Genomic DNA, 14,116 nt, shown 5'->3' on the forward strand with positions numbered 1-14,116 from the left:
GTCGAGTCTTCGCAAATCTAGACGGCAGCCGGCTGGTCCGGCGTGCCAGTACCACGGCGGCGCTGGCGCCAGGCCTTGACCTTCAGGCGCCAGCGGTCCAGCGTCAGGTAGACCACCGGCGTGGTGTACAGCGTCAGCAGCTGGCTTACCACCAGCCCGCCGACAATGGAGATGCCCAGCGGCGCGCGCAGCTCGGCGCCGTCGCCGCGGCCGATCGCCAGCGGCACCGCACCCAGCAGCGCGGCCATGGTGGTCATCAGGATCGGGCGGAAGCGCAGCAGGCAGGCGCGGTAGATGGCGTCGCGCGGCGACAGCCCCTCGCGCCGTTCGGCATCGATGGCGAAGTCGATCATCATGATGGCGTTCTTCTTGACGATGCCGATCAGCAGGATCACGCCGATCAGCGCGATGATGCTGAAGTCGGTCTTCGACGCCAGCAGCGCCAGCAGCGCGCCGACGCCCGCCGACGGCAGCGTCGACAGGATCGTCAGCGGGTGCACATAGCTTTCATACAGCACGCCCAGCACGATATAGATCGTGATCAGCGCCGCCAGGATCAGGACCGGCTGGCTCTTGAGCGAGTCCTGGAACGCCTTGGCGCCGCCCTGGAAGTTGGCGCGCAGGGTCTCCGGCACGCCGATGCGCGCCATCTCGCGCGTGACGGCATCGGTCGCCTGCGACAGCGACATGCCCTCGGCCAGGTTGAACGAGATCGTCGACGCCGCGAACTGCCCCTGGTGGTTCACGCCCAGCGGCGTGCTGGTCGGCACCACGCGCGAGAACGCCGCCAGCGGCACGCGGTTGCCGTTGCCGGTGACCACGTAGATGTCCTTGAGCGCGTTCGGGCCCTGCAGGTATTCCTGGCTCAGCTCCATCACCACGCGGTACTGGTTGAGCGGGTGGTAGATTGTGGACACCAGCCGCTGGCCGAAGGCATCGTTGAGCACCGCATCGATCTGCTGCGCGGTCACGCCCAGGCGCGAGGCCGCATCGCGGTCGATGATCACCGAGGTCTGCAGGCCCTTGTCGTTGGTATCGGTATCGATATCCTCCAGCCCTTTCAGGTTGGACAGCGCCGCCCGCACCTTGGGCTCCCACACTCGCAGCACCTCAAGGTCGTCGGACTGCAGCGTGAACTGGTACTGCGAGCTGCTCTGCCGCCCGCCGATGCGAATGTCCTGCACCGACTGCAGGAACAGGCTCGCACCCGGCTCCTTGGCCAGCTTGCCGCGCAGCCGCGCAATGATCGCGTCGGCGGATTCCTTGCGCTCGGACAGCGGCTTGAGCGTGACGAACATCTGCCCGGTATTGCGCTGCGAGCCGCCGGTAAAGCCGGTCACGTTGTCCACCGCCGGATCCGAGCGCACGATCTTGATAAAGCTGTCGAGCTTGCCCTGCATGGCCTGGAACGAGGTGGCCTGGTCGGCGCGGATAAAGCCGATCAGCCGGCCGGTGTCCTGCTGCGGGAAGAAGCCCTTGGGCACGATCACGTACAGGTACACGTTGAGCGCGATGGTGGCGATCAGCACCAGCCACACCAGCGGGCTCAGGCGCAGCGCCGTGGACAGCGAGCGCGCATAGCCGTCGTGCAGCCACTGGAACATGCGCTCGGTGGCGCGGAAGAAGCGTCCCTGCTTCTCCGGTTCGGCAGGGCGCAGCAGGCGCGCGCACATCATGGGCGTGGTAGTCAGCGACACCACCAGCGACACCAGAATCGCCACCGACAGCGTGATCGCGAACTCCTGGAACAGCCGCCCGACGATGCCGCCCATCATCAGCAGCGGAATGAATACCGCGATCAGCGACAGGCTCATCGACAGCACCGTGAAGCCCACTTCGCGCGCACCGCGCAGCGCCGCGGCGAGTGGCTTCATGCCTTCCTCGATATGGCGCGAGATGTTCTCCAGCACCACGATGGCATCGTCGACCACGAAACCGGTGGCAATCGTCAGCGCCATCAGCGACAGGTTGTTCAGCGAGAACCCCGCCAGGTACATCACCGAGAAGGTGCCGATCAGCGACACCGGCACCGCCACGCTTGGGATAAAGGTCGCGCGCACATTGCGCAGGAACACGAACACCACCATGATCACCAGCGCCACCGAGATCATCAGCGTGTGCTCGACCTCGCGCAGCGAGGCGCGGATGGTGGGCGTGCGGTCCATCATCACGTCCATCGAGATCGCCGCCGGGATCATTTTCTGCAGCTGCGGCAGCATCTCGTTGACGCGGTCGACGGTCTCGATGATGTTGGCGCCCGGCGAGCGGTTCAGCACCAGCAGCACCGACGGCTTGCCGTTGGCCGAACCGGCGTTGCGGATGTCCTGCACCGAGTCGACCACATTGGCCACGTCGCGCAGCCGCACCGGCACCGCGAACGAGTTTGGCCCGCTGGTGGCGCTGGTGCCACCGGTGGCGCCGCTGGTAATGGTGGTGGTACCGCTGCTGGTGGTCAGCGTGGTCACGGTGACGCCGTTGACCACCTTGGTGCTGACGCCGCCGCTGGCGGCGGCGTTGGCGGTGCTGGCAATCAGCGCGCCCGCCGATGTCGACGAGAAGGTCCCCGGCGTGGCGTAGCGGATGATCAGCGGCATGTAGTCTTCCGCCTTCATCGCCTGGTCGTTGGCGTAGACCTGCCAGTTGCTGGTAGCGTTTTCCAGCGTGCCCAGCGGCCGGTTGGCGTTGGTCGCGCTGATGGTGTTGCGCACGTCCTCCAGCGAGATGCCATAGTTGTTCAGCGCGGTGGGGTTCAGTTCGACCCGCACCGCCGGCAGCGAGGCGCCGCCGATGGTGACCTGGCCCACGCCGTCCACCTGCGACAGCTTCTGCGCCAGGATGGTCGAGGCCGCGTCGTACAGCTGGCCGCGCGTCATCGTCGGGGACGTGAGCGCGATGATCATGATCGGCGCGTCGGCCGGGTTGACCTTGCGGTAGGTCGGGTTGTTGGGCAGGCTGGTCGGCAGCGTGGCGCGCGAGGCATTGATCGCGGCCTGCACGTCGCGCGCGGCGCCGTCGATATTGCGCGACAGGTCGAACTGCAGCGTCACGCGGGTCGAGCCGAGCGAACTGCTCGACGTGATCTCGGTCACGCCGGCGATCGTGCCGAGCGCCCGCTCCAGCGGCGTGGCCACGGTAGCGGCCATGGTCTCGGGGCTGGCGCCGGGCAGCGAGGCCGACACCGAGATGGTCGGGAAGTCCACCTGCGGCAGCGGCGACACCGGCAGCAGCCGCAGCGCGGCCAGCCCCGCCAGCAGGATGCCGAGCGTCAGCAGCGCGGTCGCGACCGGCCGGTGGATAAAGGCAGCCGAGAGGTTCATCGCTGCACCGGCTCCTGCGGGCCAGGCGGTTCGTCGCCCGTGCCGCCTTCCTCAGGATCGCCAAAGCGCCGCTTGCGCCAGCCCTTCACGCGCGTGGCCACGCGGTCGAACGCCAGGTAGATCACCGGCGTGGTGAACAGCGTCAGCACCTGGCTGACCAGCAGGCCGCCCACCATGGTCACACCCAGCGGCCGGCGCAGCTCGCTGCCGATGCCGGAACCCAGCATCAGCGGCAGTGCCGCCAGCAGGGCCGCCATGGTGGTCATCAGGATCGGGCGGAAGCGCAGCAGGCAGGCCTGGAAGATCGCGTCGCGCGGGCGCATGCCGCCTTCGCGCTCTGCCTCGAGCGCGAAGTCGATCATCATGATCGCGTTCTTCTTGACGATACCGATCAGCAGGATGATGCCGATGATCGCAATGATGCCCAGGTCCTGGCCTGCCACCAGCAGCGCCAGCAGCGCGCCCACGCCCGCCGACGGCAGCGTCGACAGGATGGTGACCGGGTGGATGGTGCTTTCATACAGCACGCCCAGCACGATATACATCGTCACCACCGCCGCCAGGATCAGCCACAGTGTGTTCGACAGCGAGGCGCGGAACGCCAGCGCGGCGCCCTGGAAGCTGGTTTGCATCGAGATCGGCAGGCCCAGCTCGTGCTCGACCTGGGTGATCTTGTCGACCGCGGCGCCCAGCGATTCGCCATGCGCCAGGTTGAACGAGATCGTCGCCGCCGGGAACTGGCCCTGGTGGTTGACCACCAGCGGGCCGGTGCGCTCGGTGATGCGCGCGAATGAGCCCAGCGGCACCTGGCCGCCCGAGGAGGAGGGCAGGCGCAGGTCGGCCAGCGACTGCGGGCTCTTGCGGAACTCGGGCATGGTTTCCAGCACCACGCGGTACTGGCTCGACTGCGTGAAGATGGTCGACACCAGCCGCTGGCCGAAGGCGCTGTACAGCGCGCTGTCGATCACCGCGGTGGTGATGCCGAAGCGCGCCGCGGCGTCGCGGTCGATTTCGACATAGGCGCGCAGGCCGTTGTTCTGCTGGTCGCTGGTGACGTCGCGCAACTCGGGTTCCTGGCGCAGGCGTTCCACCAGCTTCGGTACCCACGTGGCCAGCGTCTCGGGATCGGGATCTTCCACCGTGAACTGGTACTGCGTGCGCGATACCTTGTCTTCGATGGTCAGGTCCTGCACCGGCTGCGTGAACAGCGACACGCCACCGAGTTCATGCACCGCCTGCTGCAGGCGCTGTGTCACCACCTCGATCGGATCGCGATCGCCCTTGGGCTTGAGGTTGATCAGCATGCGCCCGGCGTTGAGCGTGGTGTTGGTGCCGTCCACGCCGATAAACGACGACATGCTCTCCACCGCCGGGTCCTGCATCACCACCTTGGCCACTGCCTGCTGCTTGCGTGCCATGGCGTCGAATGAGGTGGTCTGCGCGGCCTCGGTAATGCCCTGGATCACGCCGGTGTCCTGCACCGGGAAGAAGCCCTTGGGCACCAGCAGGTAAAGCAGCACGGTCAGCACCAGCGTGGCCACTGCCACCACCAGCGTCGCCTTCTGGCGATCGAGCACCCAGTCCAGCGCGCGGCCGTAGCGCTCGATCACGTTGTCGAAGAAGCGGCCGGTGGTGCGGTGGAACCGCGACAGCTTTTCTTCCGGCACATGGTGCAGCAGGCGCGCGCACATCATCGGCGTGAGCGTCAGCGACACCACCGCCGAGATCAGGATCGACACCGCCAGCGTGATCGCGAACTCGCGGAACAGCCGGCCGACCACGTCGCCCATGAACAGCAGCGGGATCAGCACCGCCACCAGCGAGAAGGTCAGCGAGATGATGGTGAAGCCGATCTGTTTCGAGCCCTTGAGCGCCGCCTCCATCGGCGAATCGCCTTTCTCGATGTAGCGCATGATGTTCTCGATCATCACGATCGCATCATCGACCACGAAGCCGGTGGCGATCGTCAGCGCCATCAGCGTCAGGTTGTTGATCGAGAACCCGGCCAGGTACATCACGCCGAAGGTGCCCACCAGCGACAGCGGCACCGCCACGCCCGGGATGATGGTGGCGGGCACGTTGCGCAGGAACAGGAAGATCACCAGCACCACCAGCGCGATCGCCAGCAGTAGCTCGAACTGCACGTCCTCGACCGAGGCGCGGATGGTGGTGGTGCGGTCGGTCAGCAGCTGCACGTGGACCGACGCCGGTAGCGCACTCTGCAGTTGCGGCAGCAGGGTCTTGATGCGGTCCACCACCTCGATCACGTTCGCCCCGGGCTGGCGCTGGATATTCAGCACGATCGCGGGCTTGTCGTTGGCCCACGCGGCCAGGCGGCTGTTCTCGGGGCCGTCGACGATGTCGGCCACGTCGGTGATGCGGATCGGCGCGCCGTTCTTGTAGCCCAGGATGATCTGGCGGTACTCGTCGGCGGAGCGAAGCTGGTCGTTGGCGTCGATGGTGGAGGCGCGCGCGGGCCCGTCGAAGCTGCCCTTGGCGCCATTGACGTTGGACGACCCGATCGCGGTGCGCAGGTCGTCGATCGACATGTCCAGCGAAGCCAGCGCGGTCGGGTTGGCCTGGATGCGCACCGCGGGGCGCTGGCCGCCGCTGATGGTGACCAGCCCCACGCCCTGGATCTGCGAGATCTTCTGCGCCACGCGCGTGTCGACCATGTCCTGCAGCTTGGGCAGCGGCATGGTGTCGGAGGTCATGGCGATGGTCATGATCGGCGCGTCGGCCGGGTTGACCTTGCTGTAGACCGGCGGCATCGGCAGGTCGGACGGCAGTAGGTTGCTGCCTGCATTGATCGCGGCCTGGACTTCCTGCTCGGCCACGTCCAGCGGCAGCGTCAGCTCGAACTGCAGCGTGATCACCGAGGCGCCGCCCGACGAGGACGACGACATCTGCTTCAGGCCCGGCATCTGGCCAAACTGGCGCTCCAGCGGCGCGGTCACCGACGAAGTCATCACGTCCGGGCTGGCGCCGGGGTAGAGCGTGGTGACCTGGATGGTCGGGTAGTCCACTTCGGGCAGCGCCGACAGCGGCAGCAGCCGGTAGGCCACCAGCCCGGACAGCAGGATGGCCAGCATCAGCAACGCCGTGGCGACCGGGCGCTCGATGAAGAGGCGTGAGGGGTTCATGCGTTGTCCTTACTGCTGCGCGCCGCCGGCCGGCGGGGCGCTGGCGCCGGCCTGGCGGTGGCGGCGGTGCTCGGCCGCCGCGCCCGACGCTGCCGCGCCGCTGGCATCGCCGTGCGCACCGCTGGCGCCGCCCCCGCCGCCACCATCGCGGCGCCGGCCGCGTGCGCGCGGCTGGCTGGCCGGCACCACCGCGGCGGCGCGCGCGGCCGGGTCCACGGCTTCGACCGTCATGCCTTCCTTGAGCCGGTCGGCACCGTCGATCACCACGCGCTGGCCAGGCTCCAGGCCCTTGAGCACCGCGTTGCGGCTGCCGTCGCCCGGCCCGAGCGTGACCACCTGCACCTTGACCTTGCTGTTGTCGTCGACCGTGTAGACGAACGTGCCTTGCTGGCCGCGCTGGATCGCCGCCACCGGGATCACGGTGGCGTCCTTGAGCGTATCGACGCGCGTGCGCACGTTGACGAACTGGTTGGGGAACAGCATGCCGTCGGCATTGGGGAAGACCGCCTTGAGCTTGACCGTGCCGGTGGTGGTGTCGATCTGGTTGTCGGTGGTCAGCAGCGTGCCTTCGCCGAGCTGGTTGCGCACCTGGCGGTCCCACGCCTGTACCGGCAGCTCTTCGCCGGCGTTGAGCTTCTTCAGCACCGAGGGCAGGTTGTCTTCGGGGATGGTGTACATCACGGCGATGGGCTGGATCTGCGTGATCAGCGCGATGCCGTTGGTGTCGCTGGTGTTGACGATATTGCCCGGGTCGACCTGGCGCAGGCCGATGCGGCCCGACACCGGCGCCACGATCTTCGTATAGCCCAGCTGCAGGCGCGCGTTGGCGACGTTGCCCTGGTCGGTCTTGACCACGCCCTCATACTGGCGCACCAGCGCGTCCTGGGTGTCGACCTGCTGCTTGGAGATCGAGTCCTGGCCCAGCAGCGTGCGGTAGCGCTGCTGGTCGAGCCTCGCGTTCTGCAACAGCGCCTGGTCGCGCGCCAGCTGGCCGACCGCCTGGTCCAGCGCCGCCTGGAACGGGCGCGGGTCGATCTCGGCCAGCACGTCGCCGGCCTTGACCATCTGGCCTTCCTTGAACAGCACCTTCAGCAGCGGTCCGGACACCTGCGCGCGCACGGTCACGTTGGAGACCGGCGTGACGTTGCCGAGGCCGTTGAGCACCACGTCCATGTCGCGCCTGGCGACCTCGGCCACCACCACCGGCGAGCGCGGCATGCCTGCACCGCCCGGGCCCCCGTGTGCGCCGGGACCGCTGGCGCCACCCGGCGCGCCCGCAGTGCTGGCAGGTGTCGGGCTGCGGTGGGCGTACCAGTACCAGACACCGCCCGCCAGCACCAGTACCAGCACGGCGGCGTAGAGCCGGCGGCGCGAGGCGCGCCGCGGCGGCTCGCTTTCAGGCGGGCGGGGGGACGGAGACGACGGGGAGGGGGTAGGTTGGCCTTGTTCGGGGTTGGACATGTCCGCAAATCCTGGGAGCGGCGCGCGCGGCGCGCCGGCAGTGTTCGGCTGGCAAGTGGCGATGCAGCAGTATGCCGCAACGCAAACAGCGCCGGCCCGGGCGCGCGCCTCGGTGCTACGCGGGGCCGGCGGCGGGCCGGCAAGTGCCGTGCGGCGCGCATACGCGTGGCGCCGGAGGCAAGTCATGTGGCAAGGATAATGTGCGGGCCCGGGGGCCCGTATTTCGGCGCCCGGCGGTTTTATTACAGCGGATTACCAGCGCCCCGGGTGTAACCTCCGGAAACAAAACCGCCCGGCCAATCCGGCGTGTGCGCCGCCCGGGCTGACTATCATGTGCCTATGCGAACGAACCAGCCTACCCAGATCCTCGTCGTCGACGACGATCCCGAACTCCGCGACCTGCTGCGCGAATACCTGACCCAGCAGGGCTTTGCCGTCTCGGTGATGCATGACGGCGACGGCCTGCAGGCGCGCCTGGAGCGCGAGCGTCCGGCGCTGATCGTGCTGGACCTGATGATGCCCAAGGTCGACGGCCTGACCGCGCTGCGCAACCTGCGCGCCAAGAACGACGATATCCCGGTGATCCTGCTGACCGCGCGCAGCGACGAGATCGACCGCATCGTCGGCCTGGAGATCGGCGCCGACGACTACCTCGGCAAGCCGTTCTCGCCGCGCGAGCTGCTGGCGCGCATCAACGCCGTGCTGCGCCGCAAGCTGGCGCGTCCCGCGGCCGCGCCCGAGGACCGCGAGTCGGTCGCCTTCGGCCCCTTCCGCGTCAATTTCCGTCAGCGCACGCTGCAGCGCGCGGGCCAGCCGCTGTCGATCAGCGATACCGAGTTCGCGCTGCTCAAGCTGCTGCTGATGCATCCGCTCGAAGTGCTGTCGCGCGAGCGCATCGTCGAGCTGATGTACGGCAGCGCCAGCGGCATCAGCGACCGCGGCATCGACGTGCAGATCTGGCGCCTGCGCCGCCTGCTCGATGAAGACGCGCAGCGCCCGCGCTATATCCAGACCGTGCGCGGGCGCGGCTACACCTTCGTGCCCGACGAAGCGGAAGAGATGTCCGCGGGGCTCCCCGAATAATGGCCGCGGCGCCCGCCCCCTGGCGCCGCATGCCACCAGACCCTGCTTCCCGATGAAGTTGCGACGTATCGACACCCTGTTCGGCCGCATTGCCCTGCTGATTGCCGCCGTGCTCGTGATCAGCCATTTCTCCTGGCTCGCCATCCTGCGCATGGACCGGCGCCAGCAGCAGGTCGACTACTCCGTCGAGCAGATGCTGTTCCAGCTCGACAGCATCGAGCGCGCGCTCGACGCGCGCCCGCCGGCGAAGCTGCCGAGCCTGGTGGAGACCGCCAGCACCGCCAGCGCCGAGGAGCACGCCACCGTGCCCAAGGGCGGGCGCTCGCGCCGGCTGGTCGAGCAGTTCATCTCGCGGCTGCCGCAAGGCACCGAGATCCGCCTCGAGGACGAGACCACGCCGCGCATCTGGATCAAGCTGCCGGAGCGCGCCAACTGGATCGCCATGCCGATCCTGTGGGTCCACAACCCGCCGCCGGACAACCGGCTGGTGCCGGGCGTGATGCTGGTGGTGGGCGTGGCGATCGTGTTCGCGGTGCTGATTGCGTGGCAGATCCAGCGGCCGGTGCGCGACATGGCCAATGCGGCCGAGCTGCTGTCGCGCCAGCACGCGGTGCCGCCCTTGCGCGAGCGCGGGCCGCACGAGCTGCGCCAGCTGATCGAGCGCTTCAACCGCATGGTGGCGGACCTGGCGCGCATCGATCAGGAGCGCAACACCATGCTGGCCGGCATCGCGCATGATTTGAAGACGCCGCTGGCGCGGCTGCGGCTGCGCGCGGAGATGCTGGCCGATCCCAAGGCCGCCGCGGGCGTGACACGCGACGTGGAGTCGATGGCGGCCATCGTCGAGCAGTTCCTGAGCTTTGCCCAGACCAGCGAGCCGACCGCGCGGCCGGTGCCGGTGGACAAGCGTGTCAACGAGCTGGCCGCGTCGCTGGCGGAGCAGGAGCGGCAGGTGGTGTTGTCATTGGGCGCGGGCGAAGGCTTTCGCATGATCGCCACGCAGCTCGACCGCATCGTCGGCAACCTGGTCGACAACGCCTATGCGTATGGCGAGCCGCCGGTATGCATCGCCACCACGCGCACGCCTGACGGCTACCTGCTGGTGGTAGAGGACCACGGGGCCGGGATTCCCGAGGAAGACAAGGAGCGGGTCACGCTGCCGTTCGTGCGGCTGGACCCGGCGCGCGGGGGGAACGCGCACTCCGGGTTGGGGCTGGCGATCGTCGATCGCCTGGTGCGGCAGGCTGGGGGAAAGCTGAACCTGGTGAATGCCGATGGGGGCGGGTTCAGGGTGGAGATGTTGTTTGGGGCAGCCGAGGCCTAAAGAGAAAACCGTGCGTGTGCTGCACGGCCGGAGCTTGCTGCCACCCTTGGCAAAGGCTCCCCTCTCCCGCAAGCAGGAGAGGGGAGCAAACCGCCAGCAGGCAAATGCCGTCAGCAGTGTGAATTCACGCTCAAACCTTCTTCTTCTCCCCGATCCGGCTTTCCTTCCCGGCCAGCAGCTTGGCGATATTCTGCCGATGCCGCGCAATCAGCAGCACGCTGATCAGGAAGATCGCCCCGGCCATGATGTCCACGCCATTCATCAGCACATGGAAAAACGGCGCGAAGATCGCCGCCACCAGTGCCGCCAGCGACGAATAGCGGAAGAAGAACGCAATGATCAGCCACGTGGCCAGCGTGCCCAGGCCCAGGATCGGGTTGATCGCCAGCAGGATGCCGGCCGCGGTGGCCACGCCCTTGCCACCGGCAAAGCGGTGGTACACCGGGAACAGGTGCCCCAGGAATACCGCCAGCGCCACCATGGCCAGGCCGGTCTCGTTCAGGCCGTAGGCCGGGCCGAAGCGCGCCGCCAGCCACACTGCCAGCCATCCCTTCAGTGCATCCCCGATCAGCGTGAAAATCGCGGCCTTCTTGTTGCCGGTGCGCAGCACGTTGGTGGCGCCAGGGTTGCCCGAGCCGTAGGAATGCGGGTCGGGCAGGCCCATCAGCTTGCTGACGACGACAGCGAAGGAAACGGAGCCGATCAGGTAGGCGGCGAGAGCGAAAAGCAGGTTGGCCATGTGTAGTGGGGTGTTTTCGGGCTGGCGCGATTGTAGCGCGGCGGCGGGGTCGCTACGTCCGTGACTTCCCGGATTGGCATCGAAGGGGTCCTTCGAATGTCTGGCGGCTGCGCCGTACGCCGCCGGGCGCTCGTTCTCCGGAGTGGCGTGGCGTCCGCTTGCGCGGTGGCGTGCGAGATATCGCTGACATACGTCAAACATTCAGACCATAGCATCTGAAGTTTCCGAATCCCGGCTATTGGCGGCCGTTTCATCATGTGCGCCGCTGTATGGCCCGCGTGCCCAGTGCGAAGTCTCGCATCGGTGCCGGTTCCTTTTCCTGATTTCCCAGACATCCCCATCATGAATCACGCCTTACGCCGGCTTGCCAGTCGGTCCCTGGCATGTCGCGCCCTGGCCGCGCGGCCACTTCCGCTACTTTCCATCACGGCCCGGTTCGGCCGGCGCACGCTGGCCCTGTCTGCCGCCACCACCTTGCTCACCTCCGGCTACGCGGTGGCCGGCGCCCTGGACGGTGGCACCGTCAGCGGCAACAACACCAATATCGCCATCGGCACCGGCGCGAGTTCGACCAACGGCACCAGCCAGCCAAGCATCGCTATTGGCGTGGACAGCAGGTCCACCGACGAGGCCACCGTAGCCATCGGCACCGGCGCCTGGGCGATCGGCCAACGCGGCCTCGCCCTGGGCTACTACTCCACCGCATCCATGGCCGCGACAGCTACGCCGGCATCGCATCAGCCATGGCGATGGCCAGCCTGCCGCAGGCGGTGCTGCCGGGCCGGGGCATGCTCACCATGGCCGGCAGCACCTATGGCGGACAGTCCGCGATGGCGCTCGGCGCCTCGCGCATGTCAGACAGCGGCAACTGGGTCTTCAAGGCCAACGCCACCGCGGCTACGCAAGGCCGGTATGGCGTCGGGGTGGGGGCCGGCTTTCACTGGTAGCGCGCCGACCGGGCGGCTGCTCAGTCGGGCAGCGCGCATTGCACGGGTTTGGCATCGACCAGCCCCGGCAGCAGCTTTGGATCCAGGCTGACCAGGTAGCCGCGCCGCCCGCCGTTGATGTAGATGCGTTCCAGCTCCAGCACGGTCGCTTCCACATACACCGGCATGCGCTTGCGCGTGCCGAACGGCGAGGTGCCGCCCACCATGTAGCCGCTGTGGCGCTGCGCCACCTCGGGCTTGCACGGCTGCACGCTCTTGCAGCCGATCTGGCGCGCCAGGTTCTTGGTCGAGACCGAGCAGTCGCCGTGCATCAGCACCACCAGCGGCTGCGCGCGCTCGTCTTCCATCACCAGCGTCTTGATGACATCGTGCTCGGGTACGCCGAGCTGGCGGGCCGATTCGCCGGTGCCGCCGTGCTCGACGTATTCGTAGGGATGCTCGCCGAAGGCCACGCCGTGCTTGCGCAGGTATTGCGTGGCCGGGGTTTCGGAGACGTGCTTGTTCTTGCTCATGTCATGGATGCCGCTCAGCCGCGCGGGTGGTGCTGCTGGTGCAGCTCGCGCAGGCGTTCGCGCGCGACGTGCGTGTAGATCTGGGTGGTGGAGATATCGGCGTGGCCCAGCAGCAGCTGCACCACGCGCAGGTCGGCGCCGTGGTTGAGCAGGTGCGTGGCAAAGGCGTGCCGCAGCGTATGCGGCGACAGTGGCGCATGCACGCCGGCATCGCGCGCATGGCGCTTGATCAGGTGCCAGAACGCCTGCCGCGTCATTCCTTCGCCGCGTTGCGTGACGAAGAGCGCGTCGCAGGCGCGCCCGGCCAGCAGCGCGGGGCGCGCGCTCGCCAGGTAGCGGCGCAGCCAGTCGCCGGCCTGCTGGCCGAACGGCACCAGCCGCTCCTTGTCGCCCTTGCCGCCGACCACGCGCGCCACGCCTTCGTTCAGCCCGATCTCGATGGTCTTCATCTGTGTCAGCTCCGACACGCGCAGGCCGCTGGCATACATCAGCTCGAGCATGGTGCGGTCGCGCAGGCCCAGCGGCGTGCCGGTGTCGGGCGCTTCGAGCAGCGCGTCGACCTGGGCCTCGGTCAGCGTCTTGGGATAGCGCGGCGGCTGCTTGGCGGGGCGCAGCAGCAGGCAGGGATCGGCTTCGATCATGTGCTCGCGCAGTGCCCACTGGTAGAAGCGGCGGAATACCGCCAGGCGGCGATTGGCCGACGACGCGCGCGTCTGCGTGTGGCGCGCGTTGAAGTAGGCCGACAGCACGCTGTCGTCCACGCCCAGCAGCTCGCCGCGGCCATCATGCTGCAGCCAGCGCGCCAGCAGCGTGAGGTCGCGCCGGTACGCGTCGATGGTGTTGCGCGAGAGGCCGTCTTCCAGCCACAGCGCGTCGCAGAAGCGGCCGACCAGCGCCACGTCGGCGTCGCTGGGGGCGGCGGTACTGTCTGGCTGTATCGCGTGGGCGCCGCTCATATCAGCATGGCGCCCTCGTGGCGCAGCAGCCAGCGTTTGACGTCGAGGTAGAAGCCGTCTTCGGCATGATGGGAGAAACCGCCGATGCCGCGCGCGGAGACCACGCGATGACAGGGGATCACGATGGGGAAGGGGTTCTGCCCGCAGGCCTGGCCCACCGCGCGCGGCATCGCGCCGATGGCGTCGGCGATGGTGCCGTAGGTGGTCACCGCGCCGCGCGGCACCGCGGAAATGGCTTGCCAGACGCGCTGCTGGAAGTCACTGCCGGCCGGGGCCAGCGGCAGGTCGAAGCGGGCGTCGGGATCGGCGTAGTAGGCCTCTAGTTGCGCCTCCAGCCGTTGCGTCAGTGCGTCGGCGGGCGCGCGGGCCTCGACGTGCTCAGGCAGGTACACGATCGCATGGATGCGTTCGCCGTCCGTGCGCACGCCGATCTTGCCGAACGGGGCAGGGAGGATGGCGTCGTAGGTGGCGGGCATGGGATTCCAGCTGCAGGCGAGTGGGACGGATGCTGGATTTTAGTGCTTTTTGGGCGGCGAGAAAAAAGGGCCGCCTTGGTGGCGGCCCTTCTACGGTGTCTTGCAGCAGGCTCCCCTCTCCCGCGTGCGGGAGAGGGGTGGGGGCAGGAGTGTCAAAG

11 protein-coding genes are annotated in these 14,116 nt (G+C 68.1%); 3 read left to right on the forward strand and 8 right to left on the reverse strand.

Annotated elements, in window-relative coordinates; genetic code table 11:
- Positions 1–17 precede the first annotated feature (17 nt).
- Genes K307_RS28555 through K307_RS28565 form a run of 3 tightly spaced genes read right to left on the reverse strand, consistent with a single transcriptional unit; the run spans position 18 to position 7,921 of the window.
- Positions 18–3,317: an efflux RND transporter permease subunit gene (locus K307_RS28555; protein ID WP_042884214.1), complete on the reverse strand. Its 3,300-nt coding sequence runs from the start codon at positions 3,315–3,317 to the stop codon at positions 18–20.
- The gene (locus tag K307_RS28560) at positions 3,314–6,460 is read right to left on the reverse strand and encodes an MdtB/MuxB family multidrug efflux RND transporter permease subunit (RefSeq protein ID WP_042884216.1); all 3,147 of its coding nucleotides are present in this window, start codon (positions 6,458–6,460) and stop codon (positions 3,314–3,316) included. Before K307_RS28560 ends, K307_RS28555 begins: the two co-directional genes overlap by 4 nt.
- Positions 6,461–6,469: 9 nt before the next feature.
- Positions 6,470–7,921, reverse strand: a complete 1,452-nt coding sequence (locus K307_RS28565; RefSeq protein WP_042884217.1) for an MdtA/MuxA family multidrug efflux RND transporter periplasmic adaptor subunit — start codon at positions 7,919–7,921, stop codon at positions 6,470–6,472.
- 339 nt (positions 7,922–8,260) lie between these two features.
- On the opposite strand from K307_RS28565, the gene K307_RS28570 reads away from it, so the two are divergent.
- Together K307_RS28570 and K307_RS28575 are read left to right on the forward strand one after the other, a co-directional pair.
- A complete protein-coding gene (locus tag K307_RS28570) occupies positions 8,261–9,004 on the forward strand; it encodes a response regulator (RefSeq protein WP_022533669.1) in 744 nt (247 codons plus the stop codon).
- Positions 9,005–9,056: 52 nt separating this feature from the next.
- A complete protein-coding gene (locus K307_RS28575; protein ID WP_042884218.1) occupies positions 9,057–10,328 on the forward strand; it encodes an ATP-binding protein in 1,272 nt (423 codons plus the stop codon).
- 130 nt (positions 10,329–10,458) lie between these two features.
- Here K307_RS28575 and plsY read toward each other — a convergent pair whose 3' ends face one another.
- Positions 10,459–11,067 carry a glycerol-3-phosphate 1-O-acyltransferase PlsY gene (plsY, locus tag K307_RS28580; RefSeq protein WP_042884220.1) on the reverse strand — a complete coding sequence of 203 codons (609 nt, stop codon included), beginning with the start codon at positions 11,065–11,067 and terminating at the stop codon, positions 10,459–10,461.
- Between the two features lie 488 nt (positions 11,068–11,555).
- Positions 11,556–11,711: a hypothetical protein gene (locus tag K307_RS49890; RefSeq protein ID WP_230626150.1), complete on the reverse strand. Its 156-nt coding sequence runs from the start codon at positions 11,709–11,711 to the stop codon at positions 11,556–11,558.
- Positions 11,712–11,810: 99 nt separating this feature from the next.
- On the opposite strand from K307_RS49890, the gene K307_RS49895 reads away from it, so the two are divergent.
- Positions 11,811–12,014 carry a YadA-like family protein gene (locus tag K307_RS49895; RefSeq protein WP_042884221.1) on the forward strand — a complete coding sequence of 68 codons (204 nt, stop codon included), beginning with the start codon at positions 11,811–11,813 and terminating at the stop codon, positions 12,012–12,014.
- Positions 12,015–12,034: 20 nt separating this feature from the next.
- Here the strand turns inward: K307_RS49895 and K307_RS28590 are convergent, their stop codons facing one another.
- Genes K307_RS28590 through K307_RS28600 form a run of 3 tightly spaced genes read right to left on the reverse strand, consistent with a single transcriptional unit; the run spans position 12,035 to position 13,958 of the window.
- Positions 12,035–12,526 (reverse strand): aminoacyl-tRNA deacylase, encoded by a 492-nt coding sequence (locus K307_RS28590; RefSeq protein WP_042884222.1) that lies wholly within the window; start codon positions 12,524–12,526, stop codon positions 12,035–12,037.
- Positions 12,527–12,540: 14 nt separating this feature from the next.
- Positions 12,541–13,482 (reverse strand): site-specific tyrosine recombinase XerD, encoded by a 942-nt coding sequence (xerD, locus tag K307_RS28595; RefSeq protein WP_042884224.1) that lies wholly within the window; start codon positions 13,480–13,482, stop codon positions 12,541–12,543.
- Positions 13,479–13,958 carry a methylated-DNA--[protein]-cysteine S-methyltransferase gene (locus tag K307_RS28600; RefSeq protein WP_042884226.1) on the reverse strand — a complete coding sequence of 160 codons (480 nt, stop codon included), beginning with the start codon at positions 13,956–13,958 and terminating at the stop codon, positions 13,479–13,481. The genes xerD and K307_RS28600 overlap by 4 nt, the downstream gene beginning before the upstream one ends.
- Between the last annotated feature and the right edge of the window lie 158 nt (positions 13,959–14,116).

This window comes from Cupriavidus necator A5-1 (assembly GCF_000744095.1).
Lineage (GTDB): Bacteria > Pseudomonadota > Gammaproteobacteria > Burkholderiales > Burkholderiaceae > Cupriavidus > Cupriavidus necator_A.

What these genes read in the sequence shown, in the direction of transcription:
- K307_RS28565 (WP_042884217.1), bottom strand. Translation starts at nt 7,921, where the DNA reads ATGTCCAACCCCGAACAAGGCCAACCTACCCCCTCCCCGTCGTCTCCG.
- xerD (WP_042884224.1), bottom strand. Translation starts at nt 13,482, where the DNA reads ATGAGCGGCGCCCACGCGATACAGCCAGACAGTACCGCCGCCCCCAGC.
- K307_RS28570 (WP_022533669.1), top strand. Translation starts at nt 8,261, where the DNA reads ATGCGAACGAACCAGCCTACCCAGATCCTCGTCGTCGACGACGATCCC.
- plsY (WP_042884220.1), bottom strand. Translation starts at nt 11,067, where the DNA reads ATGGCCAACCTGCTTTTCGCTCTCGCCGCCTACCTGATCGGCTCCGTT.
- K307_RS28600 (WP_042884226.1), bottom strand. Translation starts at nt 13,958, where the DNA reads ATGCCCGCCACCTACGACGCCATCCTCCCTGCCCCGTTCGGCAAGATC.
- K307_RS28575 (WP_042884218.1), top strand. Translation starts at nt 9,057, where the DNA reads ATGAAGTTGCGACGTATCGACACCCTGTTCGGCCGCATTGCCCTGCTG.
- K307_RS49890 (WP_230626150.1), bottom strand. Translation starts at nt 11,711, where the DNA reads ATGGCTACGGTGGCCTCGTCGGTGGACCTGCTGTCCACGCCAATAGCG.
- K307_RS28560 (WP_042884216.1), bottom strand. Translation starts at nt 6,460, where the DNA reads ATGAACCCCTCACGCCTCTTCATCGAGCGCCCGGTCGCCACGGCGTTG.
- K307_RS49895 (WP_042884221.1), top strand. Translation starts at nt 11,811, where the DNA reads ATGGCGATGGCCAGCCTGCCGCAGGCGGTGCTGCCGGGCCGGGGCATG.
- K307_RS28555 (WP_042884214.1), bottom strand. Translation starts at nt 3,317, where the DNA reads ATGAACCTCTCGGCTGCCTTTATCCACCGGCCGGTCGCGACCGCGCTG.
- K307_RS28590 (WP_042884222.1), bottom strand. Translation starts at nt 12,526, where the DNA reads ATGAGCAAGAACAAGCACGTCTCCGAAACCCCGGCCACGCAATACCTG.